The following is a 17,366-nucleotide window of genomic DNA, read 5'->3' on the forward strand; positions in this document are numbered from 1 at the left end:
GAAATATCGTCGCGGCAGCGGCCCTGGCAATACAGAAAGCTTGAATTCTACGTGATGTGGTCTAGTCTCCGCGAAGTTTTCGCGCGCGAGCTGGTGGTCCTTGTTGACCCTACGAATCCCCAGCATGCCCGCCGCCGCAAGCAGTTGACCGTCGCCGTCGGCACGGTCTTCACGCTCGGCATGGCCGCCGCGATGGGCGTTGCCCCCCGCAACGCCTTCGATGATCCACTTGCGCCGCGCGTGCTTCAGCCGCTGCGCATGCCCGACGTTCGCGAGCAGCTCGACAAGCTCGCCGAATCGGAAGACGGCAGCGTGTACGTGCGCGAGGAACGCATGCAGCGTGGCGACACCATCGCGGCGCTGTTGCGCCGTCTCGGCATCGACGATCCGGACGCCCAGGCGTTCATCGTCAAGAACCCCACCGCGCGCGGCCTGTTCAACCTGAATCCCGGCCAGAGCGTGCAGGCCGAGATCGACGAGCGCAACCTGCTGGTGTCGCTGCAAGCCAATCTCGGCGGCGACGCGGGCGCATCGCGCGAGCTGGTGATCGAGCGCGTGGCGCCAAAGAAGGACGGCGACGACTATACGTACCGCGCCCGCGTGGCGACGGTCGACAACGATCTGCACTACGAAATGGCGTCCGGCGCGATCGAGGCCAATGGCTTCTTCAAGTCGATGGACGCGGCCAGCGTGCCCGACGAAGTGGTCAGCCAGATGATCTCGATCTTTTCGGGCGTCATTGATTTTCATCACGACATCGCGCGCGGCGATCGCTTCCGCATCGTCTATGAGGCCGGCTTCCGCGACGGCGCATTCGTGCGCAATGGCCGCGTGGTGGCCGTCGAACTGATCAATCGCAACACGCTTTACCAGGCGCTCTGGTACGCCCCGAACGACGGCGAGCCTGGCGCGTATTACACCTTCGACGGCCGCAGCATGAAGCGCCCGTTCCTGCGTTCGCCGGTGGAATTTTCGCGCGTGTCGTCGGGCTTTGGCGGTCGCGACCATCCGCTCCATCACAAGTGGGCGCAGCACAAGGGCGTGGATTTCGCCGCGCCGCAAGGCACCAAGGTATTTGCGTCGGGCGAGGGCGTGGTCGATTTCGTCGGCCAGCAGAACGGCTACGGCAACATCATCGTGCTGCAACACGCGGGCGGTTATTCCACCTACTACGCGCACTTGTCCGGTTTTGCCGGCATCCGCGAAGGCCAGCACATCAGCCAGGGCCAGGTGATCGGCTATGTGGGGTCGACGGGCTGGGCCACCGGGCCGCATCTGCATTACGAATTCCGCTACAACGATGTCCCCCAGAATCCGCTGACTACGACGCTGATGGAAGCGCCCACCTTGACCGGCAAGTCGCGCGCGGATTTCCTGACCTATTCGAGCGCCATGCTGAGCCGCATCAACATGCTGCGCACCTATAACGTGCTGACCGCCAGCAACTGAGCCCATGCCCCCTTCCACGGCGCCCATAGACTGTTCCGACGACTGCTATATCGGCCTGATGTCCGGCACCAGCATGGACGGCGTGGACGGCGTGCTGGTGGATTTTTCCGGCCCGCAGCCGGTGGTCCGGGCGGCCGCGCACGTGCCGTTTCCCGACGCACTGCGCGAGGCGTTCGGCGCTTTGCAGCAGCCGGGCGATGACGAGATTCACCGCGAGGCGCTGGCCGCAAACGGCCTGGCCCGCGTGTATGCGGAGTGCGTTGCGGAATTGTTGCGCGCGTCCGGCACGGATGCCGCCCAGGTTGCCGCGATCGGCGCGCATGGCCAAACGATCCGCCACCGGCCGCGCCAGTATGACGGCATCGGCTATACGCGCCAGACCCAGCATCCGGCGCTGCTGGCCGAACTTGCCGGCATCGACGTGGCGGCCGACTTTCGCAGCCGCGACATCGCGGCCGGGGGACAAGGCGCGCCGTTGGTGCCCGACGTCCATCTCGCGCTGTTCGGCGTGCGTGACGAGACGCGCGTGGTTTGCAATATCGGCGGCATTTCCAATATCAGCGTTCTTCCGGCCGCCAGGACGGGAAAGCCGGTCCTCGGCTTCGACTGCGGTCCGGGCAATGCGCTGATGGACGACTGGATCCAGCGTCATCAAGGCGTGCCGTACGACGATCGCGGCCAGTGCGCGGCGTCCGGCATCGTCGATGCGCAGTTGCTATCGAGATTGCTGGCCGATCCCTATTTCCAGATGCCGCCGCCGAAGAGCACCGGGCGGGACCTGTTCCATCCGGGTTGGCTGCAGCGCATCCTGGACAGCCTGGGCGACCAGCAACCGTCGTGGCAAGACGTACTCGCGACGCTGGCGAGGCTCACTGCCACGGCCATCGCGGACGATATCCTAAAGTACGCCGCCGATGCGGCGCGGCTGATCGTATGCGGCGGGGGCGCCCGAAATGACCATCTCATGGCCACGCTGCGCGACATGCTGCCGGGTGTCGAGGTGCAGGCCAGCGACGACTTTGGCGTCCCGGTGTCGCAGGTGGAAGCCATTGCCTTCGCATGGCTGGCTCGTCAATGCGTGCGGCGCGCCCCCGGAAACGTTACGGCCGTGACCGGCGCAAAAGGGCCGCGCGTACTGGGCGCGATCTACCCGCGCTGACGCGCGCGGTCGAAATAAAAAAGCGCACCGAGGTGCGCTTTTTCTTTGCGGTAAAAGCTGTCGATCAGACCGAGAAAGACGAGCCGCAACCGCAGGTGGTCGATGCGTTCGGATTCTTGATCACGAACTGCGCACCGTTGATGTCTTCCTTATAGTCGATCTCGGCGCCGACCAGATATTGGTAGCTCATCGAGTCGATCAGCAACGTCACGCCGTTTTTGACCATCGAGGTGTCGTCTTCGTTGACGTCTTCATCGAATGTGAAGCCGTACTGGAAGCCGGAGCAACCGCCGCCCTGCACGAACACGCGCAGCTTCAGCTCGGCATTGCCCTCTTCCTCGATCAACTGCTTGACCTTGTCGGCTGCGCTGTCGGTAAAGACGAACGGTGCCGGCACGTCCTCGGTAACGGGTGCCTCAGCGACTGCGTTCATGGGGATTCTCCTGGTTAGATACGCCCGTATTCTAAGCGCTACTCAAAAATCGTGCCGAAACCCTTTGTTTTCAAGGGGCTCTGGATGAGCGAAAGCGACGCAACGATTGCACGCCGGCGCCTTGGGGCTTCCGTTCGGCGTCTTCGACAACGTCGGCGTCCTCTGCTTCCGCTGCATCCGCCGGGTCTTCGGCCTTTTCGGCGGTTTCGACCTTTTCCGGCGGAGAAGCGTGCCCGCTGTCCGTGACGTCGTGGGCTTCGGCGGCGGGCACATGATTAGGCAACGCTCGCACTTCGCCCTGGATGAGCGGAACCAGTCGCCCCTCGACAATCGCGCCCTGGTGCATCTCGAGCGCGGCGTAGCGGACTTCACCGTAGACGCGCGCGTGCGGCTGCAGTTCCAGCAGCTCATTCGCATGTACCGGACCCGTCACCGTGCCGTTGAGAATCAGGTGGTCGACGCGGATTTCGCCCTCCACGACACCCTTTTCGCTAATCACTAGCATGCTGGACTTGCCCGTCTCGGCGGTCACATTACCGCGCACCCGCCCGTCCAGCCGCAATCCCCCGGAAAATGTCACATCGCCTTCGACGGCGGCGGAATGGCCGATCAATGTATCGATGGACAAGCCTTTCTTCTTCGAAAACAGCATGTTTTTCTCCTTTGACGCGCTATGGCGTTGCCGATTGCGACGCGCGAGTCTGGCCGCCTTGCATGATGCGGACCAGAACGGCGCGGACTTCCACATCCGGCGGGAGCGCCAGATCCCCTTCAATGCGTTGGTAATGCGTCAGTCGGACCGCGGGCAACGGCCGATCGCCCGACTGCGGCAATGTCAGGGTTAACGGCTTGCCTCCCCGGATTGCCGAGATCGCAAACTGCAGTTCCCCCTTGAATTCCGGCTGTTCGACAAAGGCTTTGGAGCCGCCCTGCATCACAAGCAAACGATAATGCACAAGACGGGCGTGCGGAACGCTTTGCGAGACACGGAAACTCCGGACATGGATGCCCGATGTGTCGCCCGACGCGGGCAGCAGCGATTCGAAGAATCCGAGATCCTCCTTGAGCTGCGCGATTTCCGTTTCGGCCGATTTCACCTGCTGGCCCAGGCTGTCCTGCGCGGCGCGCGCCATGCTCATCTCGGCTGCGGCCGTGTCGACACTGGCGCGCAGCCGGCTTCTTTCCGCCAAGACTTCATCCAGTTGTTGCCGGAGCCGCGCGTTGGCAGCCAGCAGGTCAGGGTTCGGCGCGAACGGACCTACCGATTGCCGCCCCAGCTTATAGCCGCCCATGCATGCCGCCCCACAGATCAGCACGAAAGTCAGCCCGCCGATCACCCGGCCGCGCCACGGATGCTGCATGCGAATAACCGCGCGGCCTGACCTGGGCGGGCGACGCGGACGCAAGGGGCGATACTTCAGGCCCATCGTGACACCCCGACGGAATGCGCTCGGTCCATCGCTGGAAATCCTCGTTTCTGCAGGCCCGTGATTGTATCTCCGAGCGATCATTGCGCGAATGAAAAGTCGGCAAATCGGCAGCGATGTCGATCCTGAGCAAGACCCTGGCGGAAAGCGCACAAAACACCACATAGCGCGACAGCACACAAATCATCGACCAAAAAAAACCGCACGACGAATCGTGCGGCTTTTCTGGATTTGCCCGGCGTGCGAAGCGCCTGGCAAATGCGCATTAGCGCTTCGAGAACTGCTTGCGGCGACGTGCCTTGTGCAGACCGACTTTCTTACGCTCAACTTCACGAGCGTCACGCGTAACGTAGCCGGCCTTCGACAGGGCGGACTTCAGCGTGGCGTCGTAGTCGATCAGGGCGCGCGTGATGCCGTGGCGAACAGCGCCGGCCTGGCCGGTTTCACCACCACCGGTCACGTTGACCTTGATATCGAACGTTTCGGCGTGCGCGGTCAGTTCCAGCGGCTGGCGCACGATCATCAGCGAGGTTTCGCGAGCGAAATATTCGTTGATGGGCTTGCCGTTGACGATGATGTCGCCCTTGCCCGACTTGATGAAGACACGTGCCACAGCGCTCTTGCGGCGGCCAGTACCGTAATTCCAGTTACCGATCATGGATTGGGCCCCTTAGATTTCCAGCACCTTGGGCTGCTGTGCGCCATGCGGATGCTCGGCTTCGGCATAAACCTTCAGCTTCTTGATCATCGCATAGCCCAGCGGACCCTTCGGCAGCATGCCCTTGACAGCCTTTTCCAGGGCACGGCCCGGGAAGCGCTGCTGCATCTTGCCGAAAGTGGTTTCGTAGATACCGCCCGGGTAGCCCGAGTGGCGGTAGTACTTCTTGTCCTGTTCTTTCGTACCCGTCACGCGGATCTTGGCCGCATTGACGATGATGATGAAATCACCAGTGTCGACGTGAGGAGTGAATTCCGGCTTGTGCTTGCCGCGCAGTCGGCGTGCCACTTCGCTGGCAACACGGCCGAGGACCTTGTCCGTCGCGTCAATCACGTACCAGTCGCGCTTTACCTCTGCAGGCTTGGCGGAAAAGGTCTTCATGATTTTTCCTGAATGAGAAATCTGCCCTTGTGACGGTCGCCGTTTTAGCGTCCTGTCGATCGGCCGGCCCTTTGGACCTGACCTTCCTGCTTGTGTTTGCAGGCTCTCCCTGATTTTTTCCGGGGGCAACGACCGGAAAGCCGACGATTATACTGGGCAGCATCGCTTTCCCACAAGCAAAGTTGTGGCTTTTCGTCAAGCGGGCTGCTGTGTGCGCGTGAGGATATGCGGTTAACGCCACCTTGTCGGTCCTGATGCGCGGCACTTCGGAGCAAATGGCGGAAACGCGCGCGGAAAACTGGCGAAAAAAAACCCAAGTCGGTTTGGACTTGGGTTCGAATCCACCAAAGGAGGAGGGTGGAGGAGACACCGGGCGATCGACGGGGCCGGTCATGGCGGGCGGTGCGGCAAGCGATCAGGGGTACGTTACCGGCTTTCGCTTTCGCACTTCAGCGCGCTCTCATGCGCCGTCGTTCGATGGATTGGATTATACATATGGCCCCCTGCGATGCAAGAAAATTTGCACTACGAAATTCTATACCACAATACGGAATGTCTTTTAATCCACAAAATTTACAACAAACTCTTTTTAAATCAATGAGTTAATTGCTATCTCGCACCGATGCTTGCAGACCACATTAGAGGATACCCTCAACTTTCTAGGGGATATCCCGCATCCGGATGCAATCGTTTTGATGCCATATACTGGCGAAATGCAAGGCGCGGCATTGTGCGAATATGCGCGCAAACAGACACCCAGGAACCGAGGAAACAAAAAAATGGAATGCAAAGTGACATGGATGGGCCCGGAAGGCATGAGTTTCATCGCCCAGACCGGCAGCGGTCACATCGTCGCCATGGACGGCGCGCCCGACGGCGGCGGCAATAACCTCGCCCCCCGTCCGATGGAAATGGTGCTGCTCGGCACCGGCGGCTGCACTGCCTATGACGTGGTGCTGATTCTCAAGCGCGGCCGGCAGGATGTGCGCGGCTGCTCGGTCAAGCTGGAAGCGGCGCGTGCCGATGCCGACCCGAAGGTGTTCACGAAGATCAACTTCCATTTCACCGTGACTGGCCGGAACCTCGACCCGGCCAAGGTGGAACGCGCCATCGAGCTGTCGCACGAGAAATACTGCTCGGCGTCGATCATGCTGGCGAAGACCGCCGAGATTACGCACACGATGGAAATCGTCGAAGGCTGATCCGGCCGCCGCAGATGCAAAAACGCCCGGCGCAGCCGGGCGTTTTCATATCGGAAATATCGGAAGCAAAGACAGGCCGATAAGCCGGATTCTGTGCGCGTCGCACGCCTTGCGGCGCACGTCGCGTGACAACCATTCCTCTAGACCGGCCGTTACCGGACGGTTCCAGCTCCCTACCCGCAGACTCGGCGGGCCGCTTCATCGTCTGCCTATTTGGGATTGCTCCGGGTGGAGGTTACCGCGTTTCACCCTTCCCACCGGCCGAAACCGGTGGCAAGACTCGTCTCTGTGGCCCTATTCCGCACGTTGCCGTGGATGGCTGTTAGCCAACACCCTGCCCTGTGGAGTCCGGACTTTCCTCCCCTTGCACCTTGCGATGCAAGCAGCGATTGTCTGGCCTGCTTTGCGGGCCGCAGTCTAACACCGATGCGCGGTCGGGTCAGCACGGCGCCCCGCGCGAAACACGCCGGCGTCGTCATAGAACGCCGGATCGGCATTGTCGGCGCTCCATCCCGGCACGCCCATTACGGGTAGCGGCGCAAAGCCGCGGCCGCCGGCCAGTGCGCCCTGCTGCGCCGCGCCGGCCAGCGATGCCGCCAGCAGGCCGTCGATCTGCGCCATCGCAAGGCCCGGAGACGCGGCGATCCACCACACATGCGCGGTGATCGCCTTGTACGGGTTCACCAGTTTTTCGAGCAGCGCGTGACCGAACGGCAATACCGTGCAGGTGCCAGCCCATTCATCACGGCGTGATAAAAACAGTTCGTGCCAGGAAAATCCGCGCAGCGCTTGCGCAAGGCCCGCGTCCTCGGTTACCAGCAGTGCACCGTTCTCGTCGAACAGCGTTGCCGCGTCGCGCAGGCCGCCGCGCATGCGCTGCACGCCGTCGCGCGCGATCGCTTCGGCCTGAAGCCGGTTGAGCAACTGCTTGGTCTGCGGATAATGCAGCCACATCAGCGCGTTGAAGGCGTCGTGCAGATTGTCGCGGGTCGGCACCTGGCCTGTGGCGTCGATATGCGATTCATACGCGACGCCGTCGGGCAACGCGGATTGGGCGATGAAGCGCAGCGGCAGTCCGCGCGCATTGCGCAGTGCCCCGGCACTCATGCCGTTCAGCGCGGCGCGCAGATCGTCGCCGCCCCGCAAGGCGCGCGTCAAAGTTGACGCCGACGCGGCAAATGGCAGGAACCACGGCCGCGTCCAATCGATGGTCGACAGCAATCGATTCAGCTGGCCTTCCAGCGCAGCGTCTCGCCGGCGCGCAGCGGCACCAGCGTGGCATCGCCGTACGGCAGTTCGGCCGGCAGTTGCCAGTCCTCGCGCGTGAGGGTCAGCGTGCCGGTGTTGCGCGGCATGCCGTAGAACGCCGGGCCGTTGAAGCTGGCAAACGCTTCGAGCTTGTCCAGCGCGCCCGCGTTGTCGAAGGCTTCGGCGTACAGTTCCATCGCGTGCAGTGCCGTGTAGCAGCCGGCGCAGCCGCACGCGTGTTCCTTGAGGCCGCGCGCGTGCGGAGCGCTGTCCGTGCCGAGGAAGAATCGCGCGCTGCCGGAGGTCGCCGCCTTGACCAGTGCCTCGCGATGGATCTCGCGCTTGAGCACCGGCAGGCAGTAGTAATGCGGGCGGATCCCGCCGGTGAAGATGGCGTTGCGGTTGTACAGCAGATGGTGCGCCGTGATGGTCGCCCCGACCGGGCCTTCCGCTTCGGCCACATACTGCGCCGCATCGCGCGTCGTGATGTGCTCGAACACCACTTTCAGCTCCGGAAAATCCTTGCGCAGCGGCTTCATCACGCGATCGATGAAGACGGCCTCCCGATCGAAGATGTCGATATCGCCGTCGGTCACCTCGCCATGCACCAGCAGCGGCAGGCCCACGCGCTGCATCGCTTCGAGCGTGGCGGCGCAGCGGCGGATATCGGTCACGCCGGCATCGCTGTTGGTGGTGGCGCCCGCCGGATACAGCTTCACGGCATGGACGAAGCCGCTGGCCTTGGCGGCGACGATTTCCTCGGCCGGCAGGTTGTCGGTCAGATAGAGCGTCATCAGCGGCTCGAACGCCATGCCGGCCGGCAGCGCGGCCAGGATGCGGTCGCGATAGGCGCTGGCCTGCGCCACCGTGGTCACGGGCGGCTTCAGGTTCGGCATGATGATCGCGCGCGCAAACTGGCGCGCCGTGTCGGGCAGCACCGCCGACAGCGCGGCGCCATCGCGCAGATGCAGGTGCCAGTCGTCGGGGCGGGTAATCGTAAGCTTCTGGGTCATGGCTGAAATCATCGGCCGGTCGTCGCGGGACGCCGGCCTGCAGGAACAATCGAAAATCAGAGAATCAGGATGGCGCGGTAGTCGTTCACATTGGTGCGTGTGGGACCAGTCACCACCAGATCGCCCAGGGTGTCGAAGAATCCCCAGGCATCGTGCGCGTCGAGCTTGTGGCGCGCCGATACGCCCGCCGCCTGCGCACGCGCCAGCGAGTCGGGCGTCAGCAGCGCGCCGGCATTGTCTTCGGAACCGTCGATGCCGTCGGTGTCGGCCGCGATGGCGTGCACATCGGCCGCGCCTTCAAGCTCGATCGCCAGCGACAGCAGGAACTCCGAACAGCGCCCGCCGCGCGCCGCCTCCGCGTTGCTGGGCAATGTGACCGTGCATTCACCGCCGGACACCAGCACCACAGGCGCCGAGAACGGGGCATTGTACTTGCGAATCTCGCGCACCAAGGCGGCGTAGACGCGCGCCACTTCCTGCGCTTCGCCGGTCACGGTGTCGCCCAGCAAAACCGGTTCGATTCCCTGGCGGCGGAACAGCGCCGCAGCGGCTTCCAGGCTGCCGTGCGCCGTAGCGATCATCCGATTGTCCACACGGCGGAACAGCGCGTCGCCGGGTTTCGGCGTCTCGGGAATCTCGCCGCGGGCGCCGCGTTCCAGATGCGATTGCACCGACGCGGGCACCGCTGCGCCAAAGCGCTTCAGGATTGCCAGCGCGTCGGCGTAGGTGCTGGGATCGGGCACCGTGGGGCCCGACGCGATCGCGCTCGGATCGTCGCCCGCCACGTCCGACACGATCAGCGTGGTCACCGGCGCGCGGCTGGCCTGGGCCAGCCGGCCGCCCTGGATACGCGAGATATGCTTGCGGACGATGTTCATGTCCGTGATCGGCGCGCCGCAGCGCAGCAGTTCCCGCGTGGTGGCCTTCAGGTCCGCCATCGGAATGCCTTCGGCGGGCAGCGACAGGAGGCTCGATCCGCCACCCGACACCAGCACAATCAGTCGATCGTCGGGACCGAGCGACTGCACCTGCGCGAGGATGTCGGCGGCGGCTTTTTCACCGGCTTCGTCGGGTACCGGATGGCCGGCCTCGATCACGCGAATATGCTCGGTGGGCAGCCCGTGCGCATAGCGCGTCACAACCACGCCTTCCAGCGAGGCCTGACCGCGATAGGCGCGCTCGACCGCCAGGGCCATCGACGCCGCGGCCTTGCCCGCGCCCACCACTAGCGTGCGGCCGCCGGCGTGAGGCGGCGGAAGATGGTCGGCGACGATTTCGAGCGGATCGGCGGCTGCCACGGCTGCGCGGAAGCTTTCCAGCAGCAAGGTGCGAGGACATCCCTGGAATTTCACAGTGCCTCCGCAATGGCTCGGCCCAGATCGGACGTGGATGCGCTGCCGCCGATATCGCGCGTCAGCGGCGCGTGGCCCGGCCCGGCGGCCAGGACCTTCTCGATGGTCTGCAGCACGGCGGCGCCTGCGTCGGCGTGGCCCAGATGTTCGAGCATCATGGCGCCACACCAGATCTGGCCGATCGGATTGGCGACGCCCTTGCCGGCAATGTCCGGCGCGGAGCCGTGCACCGGCTCGAACAGGCTTGGATAGATCTTGTCCGGATTGATATTGCCCGACGGCGCCACGCCGATGGTGCCCGTGCATGCGGGCCCCAGATCGGACAGGATGTCGCCGAACAGGTTGCTGGCGACCACCACGTCGAACCAGTCCGGATGCTGCACGAAATGCGCGGTCAGGATATCGATGTGGTACTTGTCGACGTTGATGTCCGGATAGCTGGCGGCCATCGCCTCGACGCGCTCGTCCCAGTACGGCATCGTGATCGAGATGCCGTTGGACTTGGTCGCCGACGTCAGGTGCTTCTTCGGGCGTTTCTGCGCCAGTTCGAACGCGAATTTCAGGATCCGGTCGACGCCATGGCGGCTCATCACTGTCTCCTGGACCACGATCTCGCGCTCCGTGTTGGGAAACATGCGGCCGCCGATGCTCGAATACTCGCCTTCGGTGTTTTCGCGCACGACGTAAAAGTCGATGTCGCCGGGCTTGCGATCGGCCAGCGGGCTCTTGATGCCGGGCATCAGCCGCACCGGGCGCAGGTTCACGTACTGGTCGAACGAGCGGCGAAACTGCAGCAACGACCCCCACAGCGACACATGGTCGGGAATCTTCGCCGGCCAGCCCACGGCGCCGAAGTAGATCGCGTCGTAGCGGGTCAGTGTGTCGAACCAGTCGTCCGGCAGCATCTTGCCGTGGCGCTCGTAGTAGGCGTAGCTCGAGAAATCGAAGTGATCCCACTGGAAGTCGATGCCGAAGCGCCGCGCGGCGGCATCCATGACACGGATGCCCTCGGGCATCACTTCCGTTCCGATTCCGTCTCCGGGAATGACAGCGATCTTGTATTGACTCATGGCTGGGAAGGGGCTGGCGGGAAATCTGCGGCGCGCGCAGACGGTCTCTTGGCAGCACCGGGCACGCGCAGGATAATGACCGCATTCTATTGCAAAGCGGCAGCCCCCTGCCGCACGGTGCCTCCGCCATGTGCCAGCTTCTAGGCATGAACTGCGCCACGCCGACCGACGTGACGTTTTCCTTTACCGGCTTTGCCGCCCGCGGCGGCGTCACGGACCATCATGCCGACGGCTTTGGTGTGGCGTTCTTCGAGGACAAGGCCTGCCGGCTGTTCATCGACAACCAGTCGGCCGGTACGTCGCCGGTGGCGGAACTGATCAAGCGGTATCCGATCAAGTCCAAAAATGTGATCTCCCACATCCGCAAGGCCACACAGGGCACGGTACGGCTGGAAAACTGCCATCCGTTCATGCGTGAACTGTGGGGCCGGCACTGGATCTTTGCCCACAATGGCGATCTGATCGGCTTCAATCCGTACCTGTCCGGCGTCTACCAGCCAGTGGGCGACACCGACAGCGAACTGGCGTTCTGCGCGCTGATGCAAGGCCTGCGCAAGCGCTTTCCCGGATCGCAGCCGCCGCTGAACGAACTGGGCCACGCGCTGGCCGACATCACGCGCGACATCACGCTGCATGGGGTGTTCAACTTTCTGCTGTGCAATGGCCAGGCGCTATTTGCGCACTGCTCGACGCGGCTGTACTACATCGTCAGGCAATGGCCGTTCTCGAAGGCGCATCTGATCGACGCGGATCTGTCGATCGACTTCGCGCAGGTGACTACGCCGGACGACCGCGTCGCGGTGATTGCCACGGCGCCGCTGACCGACAACGAAACCTGGACACAATTTGCGCCTGGCGAGTTGATCATGTTCGAACACGGTAGGCCGACTATGACCTGGACGGTGCCGATCCCGCCCGAGGTGCAGGCCAAGAACGCCGCCAACACCGCGTGCACCTGAGCGCCGCGTCAGGCGGTTGAAAGCCGCTGAAGGCGAACGGCCGGGGATACAGTCGAAGATACAGTCGAGGAACTGCGGGAAGGTCAAGCGGGATGCGGGACGGGCGCGGGGGATCGCGCCGCGAGGCAACGCGCCGCGACCGCCGGCACGCGTTGCGTGCGGCGCCCGCGGCGGCAGTCAATCAGTGATGCAGGATCTTCGAGAGGAACTGGCGGGCCCGCTCGGAGCGCGCCTCGATATTGCCGAAGAACTCTTCCTTCGGGCAGTCTTCCACGATCTTGCCGGCGTCCATGAAGATCACGCGGTTGGCCACCTTGCGTGCGAAGCCCATTTCGTGGGTCACGCACATCATGGTCATGCCTTCCTGCGCCAGCTGCACCATCACGTCCAGCACCTCGTTGACCATTTCGGGGTCGAGCGCCGAGGTCGGCTCATCGAACAGCATGCAGATCGGATCCATCGCCAGCGCGCGGGCGATCGCCACGCGCTGCTGCTGGCCGCCCGACAACTGGCCCGGATACTTCGCCGCCTGGTTCTTCAGACCCACGCGCTCCAGGTACTTCAGCCCCTTGGCGGTGGCCTCTTCCTTCGAACGGCCCAGCACCTTCATCTGCGCGATGGTCAGGTTCTCGGTGATCGACAGGTGCGGAAACAGCTCGAAGTTCTGGAACACCATGCCAACGCGCGAACGCAGTTTCGGCAGGTTGGTCTTCGGATTACCCACCGAGGTGCCGTCCACCAGGATGTCGCCCTTCTGGAATGGTTCCAGCGCATTCACGGTCTTGATCAGCGTCGATTTGCCGGACCCCGACGGACCGCACACCACCACCACTTCGCCCTTGGCGACCTTGGTGGTGCAGTCCGTCAGCACCTGGAAGGCGCCGTACCACTTGGAAACGTTATTAATTTCGATCATACGGCCACCTTTTTCTGATAACGCTTGACCAGCAGTGAAGCGGAGAAACAAATGATGAAGTACACGAGGCCCGCGAACAGCAACATCTCGACGATACGGCCGTCACGCTCGCCAATGCCGTAGGCCTGGCCGAAGAAATCCGCCAGCGCGCTGACGTAGACCAGCGACGTATCCTGGAACAGGATGATGCCCTGCGTCAGCAGCAGCGGCACCATGTTGCGGAACGCCTGCGGCAGGATCACCAGACGCATGGTCTGGCCATAGGTCATGCCCATCGCCTGCGCGGCGAACATCTGCCCGCGCGACACGCTCTGGATGCCGGCGCGGATGATTTCCGAGTAATACGCGGCCTCGAACAGCGAGAACGCGATCAGCGCGGACGTCATGCGCAAGTCGGACGCGGCGTTCAAATTGAAGACCTTCTGCAGCAGCTGCGGGATGATCAGGAAGAACCACAGCAGCACCATCACCAGCGGAATCGAGCGAAAGAGCGTGACGTACCCCTGCGCGAACAGGTTCAGCACCCTGCTCGACGACAGCCGCATCATCGCCAGGATCGTGCCCCAGACGATGCCGACGATCACCGCGGTCACGGTGATCTTCAGCGACACCATCATGCCCTCGCCCAGCACATGCAGCGTCGACGGGTTGATCGAGCTGAAATCGAATTCGTATGCCATGTTCCAGCTCCTTACTTGCCGCCGATAAAGCCGGGCACGCGGGTGCGGCGTTCCACCCAGCGCATCAGCAGCATCACCGTGAAATTGATCAGCGCGTACAGCACCGTGACCGCGATGAACGACTCATACGGACGCGCGGTGTAGTCCACCAGCTGGCGCCCCTGCGCGGCCAACTCCAGCAGGCCGATCGTCGACGCGACGGCGGAATTCTTGAAGATATTCAGGAATTCGGAGGTCAGCGGCGGCACGATCACGCGAAACGCCATCGGCAGCAACACGTGGCGATAGGTCTGCGTGAGCGTGAAGCCCATCGCCAGCCCGGCGTTCTTCTGGCCGCGCGGCAGCGAATTGATACCCGAGCGCACCTGTTCGCAGACCCGGGCGGCGGTAAACGTGCCCAGGCAGATCATGGCGGCCAGGAATTGCTGCGTGAACGGATTCATCTGCTTGATCGCCTCGCCGCCGGGCAACAGCTCCGGGCCGACGAAATACCAGATGAACAGTTGCACCAGCAGCGGAATGTTCCGGAAGATCTCGACGTAGGTGGCCGCAAACCCCGACAGCCACTTGTTCGGCACGGTGCGCAGCACGCCCAGCACCGATCCGATGACCAGAGCGATGATCCACGAACTGAGGCCCAGCGCGATCGTCACCTTCAGACCGGAAATCATCCAGTCCAGGTACGTCTCGTTGGCGGCCGCCTGTTCGAGGAAGACTCCCCAGTGAAATATGTAATCCATGTTGCGTCCTCAAAAAGAAACGGAAGGACTCATCCTTCCGTTTCGCACTGCTCCGATCGCGAGAATCAGTCGAGTGCCTTGTCGTTCGGATTCTTGAAGAGCGCCTTCATGTCTTCGGACAGCGGGAAGTCCAGGTTCAGACCCTTCGGCGGCACCGGTTGCATGAACCACTTGGTGTACATCGTGTTGATCTGGCCGTCCTTCATCAGGCCGGTGATGACGTGGTCCGCCAGCTTCTTGAACGGCGCGTCGTCCTTGCGGATCATGCAGCCATACGATTCACGCGATTGCGGCTTGCCCACCACGATCCAGTCGTTCGGGTTCTTGGCCTTGGCGCGTTCGCCGTAGAGCAGCGCGTCGTCCATCATGAACGCCACGGCACGGCCCGATTCCAGCGTCAGGAACGACTGGCCATGATCCTTGGTGCTGATGATGTTCATGCCCAGCTTCTGGTCATCGTTCATCTTGCGCAGCAGGCGCTCGGACGTCGTGCCAGCGGTGGTCACCACGTTCTTGCCCTTCAGGTCGGCCCAGTCCTTGATGCCGCCATCCTTCTTCACCATGATGCGCGTGCCGATGATGAAGATGCTGGTGGTGAACGATGCCTGCTTCTGGCGTTCCAGGTTGTTCGTGGTCGATCCGCACTCGATATCGATCGTGCCGTTCTGCAGCAGCGTGATGCGGTTCTGCGACGTGATCGGGATTTCCTTGACCTGCAGGTTCGGCAGCTTCAGCTGATCCTTGATGGCTTCCACGATCTTCATGTTGATATCGTAGGAATAGCCCACCTGGCGCACGCCGCCCAGGTTGTAGTTGAACGGAATCGAAGAATCCCGCACACCCAGCGTGATGACACCCGTGTCCTTGATTTTCTGCAGCGTACCCGTCAGCGGTTCGGCCGCTTGGGCACTTGCGCACAGCGTGCCTGCCGCGATCATCAGGCCAGCCAGCTTGGCAAAATTCATAACATCTCCTTGACCATGAAGAGAAAGACGGGACTGTATCAGACTGTCCCATCGGCGAAACAGTATTGCTTAGCTCGTCACCCAAGACAACGGGTTTTTCCCCTAAGTGGTGCCGAATCGGGCATGGTTTCGCGGCGATGCGCCAAAATGAGACACATCTGCCAACCCACCTTTCACGTACCGGCGGCCGCCTGCATCGGCCCCAAAAAGAAGAACGGCGGCCGGAACAAACCGGTCGCCGTTTTTTCGATGCCTCACGAAAGCGGGAAGCATTGCTGCGACGCAGCAATGCGCGATCCCCGATTCATGACCGTCCGTATCATGGATACAGACCACGCATCTCGCGCGCCTGCAGGATCCGCGTGCAGGCCACGATGAACGCAGCCGTACGCAGGGTGACCTTGTTGTCCTGGGCAACCTGCCAGATCGCCCGGAAGGCTTCTTGCATGATTCGTACCAGGCGCTCGTTGATTTCCTCTTCGGTCCAGAAGAAGCTGGAAAAATCCTGTACCCATTCGAAATAGGACACCGTCACGCCGCCAGCGTTGGCGATCACGTCCGGGCAGACGAGGATGTTGCGCTCGCGCAGGATGTCGTCGGCCTGCGGCGTGGTCGGGCCGTTGGCGCCCTCGATGACCAGCTTGGCGGTAATCTTCGGCGCGTTCTGCACGGTGATCTGGCCTTCCAGTGCGGCGGGAATCAGGATGTCGCAATCGACTTCCCAGAACCGTTCGGTCGACAGGACTTCGCCCTGGAAGCCGTCGATGGTGCCGCTGTGCGAGGCATATTCCATCATCGCCGGCACATCCAGCCCGGCCGGGTTGTACAGCGTGGTGCGATGATCCTGCACGGCCACCACCTTGGCACCGGCTTCATGGAACAGCTTGGCCGCCACCGCGCCGACATTGCCGAAGCCCTGCACAGCCACGCGGGCGCCCTTGACGTCCATGCCCAGATTGCGCGCGGCCTCGGAGCCGACCACGAACACGCCACGGCCGGTGGCTTCATGGCGTCCCAGCGATCCGCCCAGCGAGATCGGCTTGCCGGTCACCACGCCGGTGGCCGTGCTGCCCGAGTTCATCGAATACGTATCCATCATCCAAGCCATGACCTGGGCGTTGGTATTGACGTCCGGCGCGGGAATGTCCTTGGTCGGACCGATGATCAGGTTGATCTCGCTGGTGTAGCGGCGCGTCAGGCGTTCCAGTTCCGGCATCGACAGCGTGCGCGGATCGACGCGGATGCCGCCCTTGGCGCCGCCATAGGGCACGTTCACCGCGGCGTTTTTCACCGACATCCACGCCGACAGCGCCATCACTTCGGACAGCGTGACGTCCTGGTGAAAACGGATGCCGCCCTTGCCCGGGCCGCGCGACAGATTGTGCTGCACGCGGTAGCCCTCGAAGTGGGCGATGGTGCCGTTATCGAGTTCGATCGGTACGTCGACAATCAACGCGCGCTTGGGGCGCTTGAGCGTTTCCACCCAGCGTGCCAGCGAACCCAGGTAAGGCGTGACACGGTCGACTTGCTGCAGGTAGATGCCCCACGGGCCGAGGTTGTCGGCATTCAGGTACGAAGGCAGGGCGTGAGCGTTGGAGACGTTTTGCGTCGGTGCTGCGGAAGACATCGTAGAGTTCCGAGTGAAGGTGACCCG

The 17,366-nt window shown here is 62.9% G+C and carries 18 protein-coding genes and 1 other RNA gene; 4 read left to right on the forward strand and 15 right to left on the reverse strand.

All coding sequences use genetic code 11. The features are described 5' to 3' along the window. Positions 1-54: 54 nt before the first annotated feature. Together F7R19_RS09495 and F7R19_RS09500 are read left to right on the forward strand one after the other, a co-directional pair. On the forward strand, positions 55-1,449 hold the full coding sequence (locus tag F7R19_RS09495) for a M23 family metallopeptidase (RefSeq protein ID WP_061954757.1): 1,395 nt from the start codon (positions 55-57) through the stop codon (positions 1,447-1,449). A gap of 4 nt (positions 1,450-1,453) precedes the next feature. Beyond that, positions 1,454-2,608, forward strand: coding sequence for an anhydro-N-acetylmuramic acid kinase (locus F7R19_RS09500; protein WP_150980098.1), 1,155 nt, complete (start codon positions 1,454-1,456; stop codon positions 2,606-2,608). A gap of 64 nt (positions 2,609-2,672) precedes the next feature. On the opposite strand, the gene erpA is transcribed toward F7R19_RS09500, so the two are convergent. The 5 genes from erpA to rplM all read right to left on the reverse strand — a co-directional run bounded on the left by erpA (position 2,673) and on the right by rplM (position 5,567). Then, positions 2,673-3,041, reverse strand: coding sequence for an iron-sulfur cluster insertion protein ErpA (erpA, locus tag F7R19_RS09505; RefSeq protein ID WP_061954753.1), 369 nt, complete (start codon positions 3,039-3,041; stop codon positions 2,673-2,675). 70 nt (positions 3,042-3,111) lie between these two features. Beyond that, positions 3,112-3,693, reverse strand: a complete 582-nt coding sequence (locus tag F7R19_RS09510; RefSeq protein WP_150980099.1) for a bactofilin family protein — start codon at positions 3,691-3,693, stop codon at positions 3,112-3,114. Positions 3,694-3,712: 19 nt separating this feature from the next. Continuing rightward, complete coding sequence (locus tag F7R19_RS09515) at positions 3,713-4,402, reverse strand: DUF6776 family protein (protein WP_223505650.1); 690 nt, start codon at positions 4,400-4,402, stop codon at positions 3,713-3,715. A 331-nt stretch (positions 4,403-4,733) separates the two neighbouring features. Then, positions 4,734-5,126: a 30S ribosomal protein S9 gene (gene rpsI, locus F7R19_RS09520; protein WP_061954747.1), complete on the reverse strand. Its 393-nt coding sequence runs from the start codon at positions 5,124-5,126 to the stop codon at positions 4,734-4,736. 12 nt (positions 5,127-5,138) lie between these two features. Further along, positions 5,139-5,567 carry a 50S ribosomal protein L13 gene (gene rplM / locus F7R19_RS09525; protein ID WP_061954745.1) on the reverse strand — a complete coding sequence of 143 codons (429 nt, stop codon included), beginning with the start codon at positions 5,565-5,567 and terminating at the stop codon, positions 5,139-5,141. A gap of 779 nt (positions 5,568-6,346) precedes the next feature. On the opposite strand from rplM, the gene F7R19_RS09530 reads away from it, so the two are divergent. Continuing rightward, positions 6,347-6,769, forward strand: a complete 423-nt coding sequence (locus F7R19_RS09530; protein WP_061954946.1) for an OsmC family protein — start codon at positions 6,347-6,349, stop codon at positions 6,767-6,769. Between the two features lie 63 nt (positions 6,770-6,832). On the opposite strand, the gene rnpB is transcribed toward F7R19_RS09530, so the two are convergent. The 5 genes from rnpB to F7R19_RS09555 form a co-directional block, all read right to left on the reverse strand. Then, positions 6,833-7,174, reverse strand: an RNA gene (gene rnpB, locus F7R19_RS09535) — RNase P RNA component class A. 12 nt (positions 7,175-7,186) lie between these two features. Beyond that, positions 7,187-7,990: a DUF3025 domain-containing protein gene (locus F7R19_RS09540; RefSeq protein ID WP_150980101.1), complete on the reverse strand. Its 804-nt coding sequence runs from the start codon at positions 7,988-7,990 to the stop codon at positions 7,187-7,189. Positions 7,991-7,995: 5 nt separating this feature from the next. Next, positions 7,996-9,030 carry a dihydroorotase gene (gene pyrC / locus F7R19_RS09545; RefSeq protein ID WP_150980102.1) on the reverse strand — a complete coding sequence of 345 codons (1,035 nt, stop codon included), beginning with the start codon at positions 9,028-9,030 and terminating at the stop codon, positions 7,996-7,998. A gap of 56 nt (positions 9,031-9,086) precedes the next feature. After that, on the reverse strand, positions 9,087-10,382 hold the full coding sequence (locus tag F7R19_RS09550; RefSeq protein WP_150980103.1) for a glycerate kinase type-2 family protein: 1,296 nt from the start codon (positions 10,380-10,382) through the stop codon (positions 9,087-9,089). Further along, positions 10,379-11,452: a tartrate dehydrogenase gene (locus F7R19_RS09555; RefSeq protein WP_061954737.1), complete on the reverse strand. Its 1,074-nt coding sequence runs from the start codon at positions 11,450-11,452 to the stop codon at positions 10,379-10,381. Before F7R19_RS09555 ends, F7R19_RS09550 begins: the two co-directional genes overlap by 4 nt. Before the next feature lie 128 nt (positions 11,453-11,580). Between F7R19_RS09555 and F7R19_RS09560 the strand changes: the two genes are divergently transcribed. Further along, entirely contained in the window at positions 11,581-12,411 is an 831-nt protein-coding gene (locus F7R19_RS09560) for a class II glutamine amidotransferase (protein WP_061954944.1), read from the forward strand. Positions 12,412-12,592: 181 nt separating this feature from the next. Here F7R19_RS09560 and F7R19_RS09565 read toward each other — a convergent pair whose 3' ends face one another. From F7R19_RS09565 to F7R19_RS09585, 5 genes are all read right to left on the reverse strand, one after another. Next, positions 12,593-13,327 carry an amino acid ABC transporter ATP-binding protein gene (locus tag F7R19_RS09565; protein ID WP_061954735.1) on the reverse strand — a complete coding sequence of 245 codons (735 nt, stop codon included), beginning with the start codon at positions 13,325-13,327 and terminating at the stop codon, positions 12,593-12,595. Further along, the gene (gltK, locus tag F7R19_RS09570; protein ID WP_061954733.1) at positions 13,324-14,007 is read right to left on the reverse strand and encodes a glutamate/aspartate ABC transporter permease GltK; all 684 of its coding nucleotides are present in this window, start codon (positions 14,005-14,007) and stop codon (positions 13,324-13,326) included. Before gltK ends, F7R19_RS09565 begins: the two co-directional genes overlap by 4 nt. 11 nt (positions 14,008-14,018) lie before the next feature. Next, the gene (locus tag F7R19_RS09575) at positions 14,019-14,747 is read right to left on the reverse strand and encodes an amino acid ABC transporter permease (RefSeq protein ID WP_061954731.1); all 729 of its coding nucleotides are present in this window, start codon (positions 14,745-14,747) and stop codon (positions 14,019-14,021) included. Positions 14,748-14,812: 65 nt separating this feature from the next. Next, entirely contained in the window at positions 14,813-15,712 is a 900-nt protein-coding gene (locus F7R19_RS09580) for a glutamate/aspartate ABC transporter substrate-binding protein (protein WP_061954729.1), read from the reverse strand. Positions 15,713-16,031: 319 nt separating this feature from the next. Next, complete coding sequence (locus tag F7R19_RS09585) at positions 16,032-17,339, reverse strand: Glu/Leu/Phe/Val family dehydrogenase (RefSeq protein WP_061954727.1); 1,308 nt, start codon at positions 17,337-17,339, stop codon at positions 16,032-16,034. Between the last annotated feature and the right edge of the window lie 27 nt (positions 17,340-17,366).

This window comes from Cupriavidus pauculus, from assembly GCF_008801835.1.
Taxonomy (GTDB): Bacteria; Pseudomonadota; Gammaproteobacteria; order Burkholderiales; family Burkholderiaceae; genus Cupriavidus; species Cupriavidus pauculus.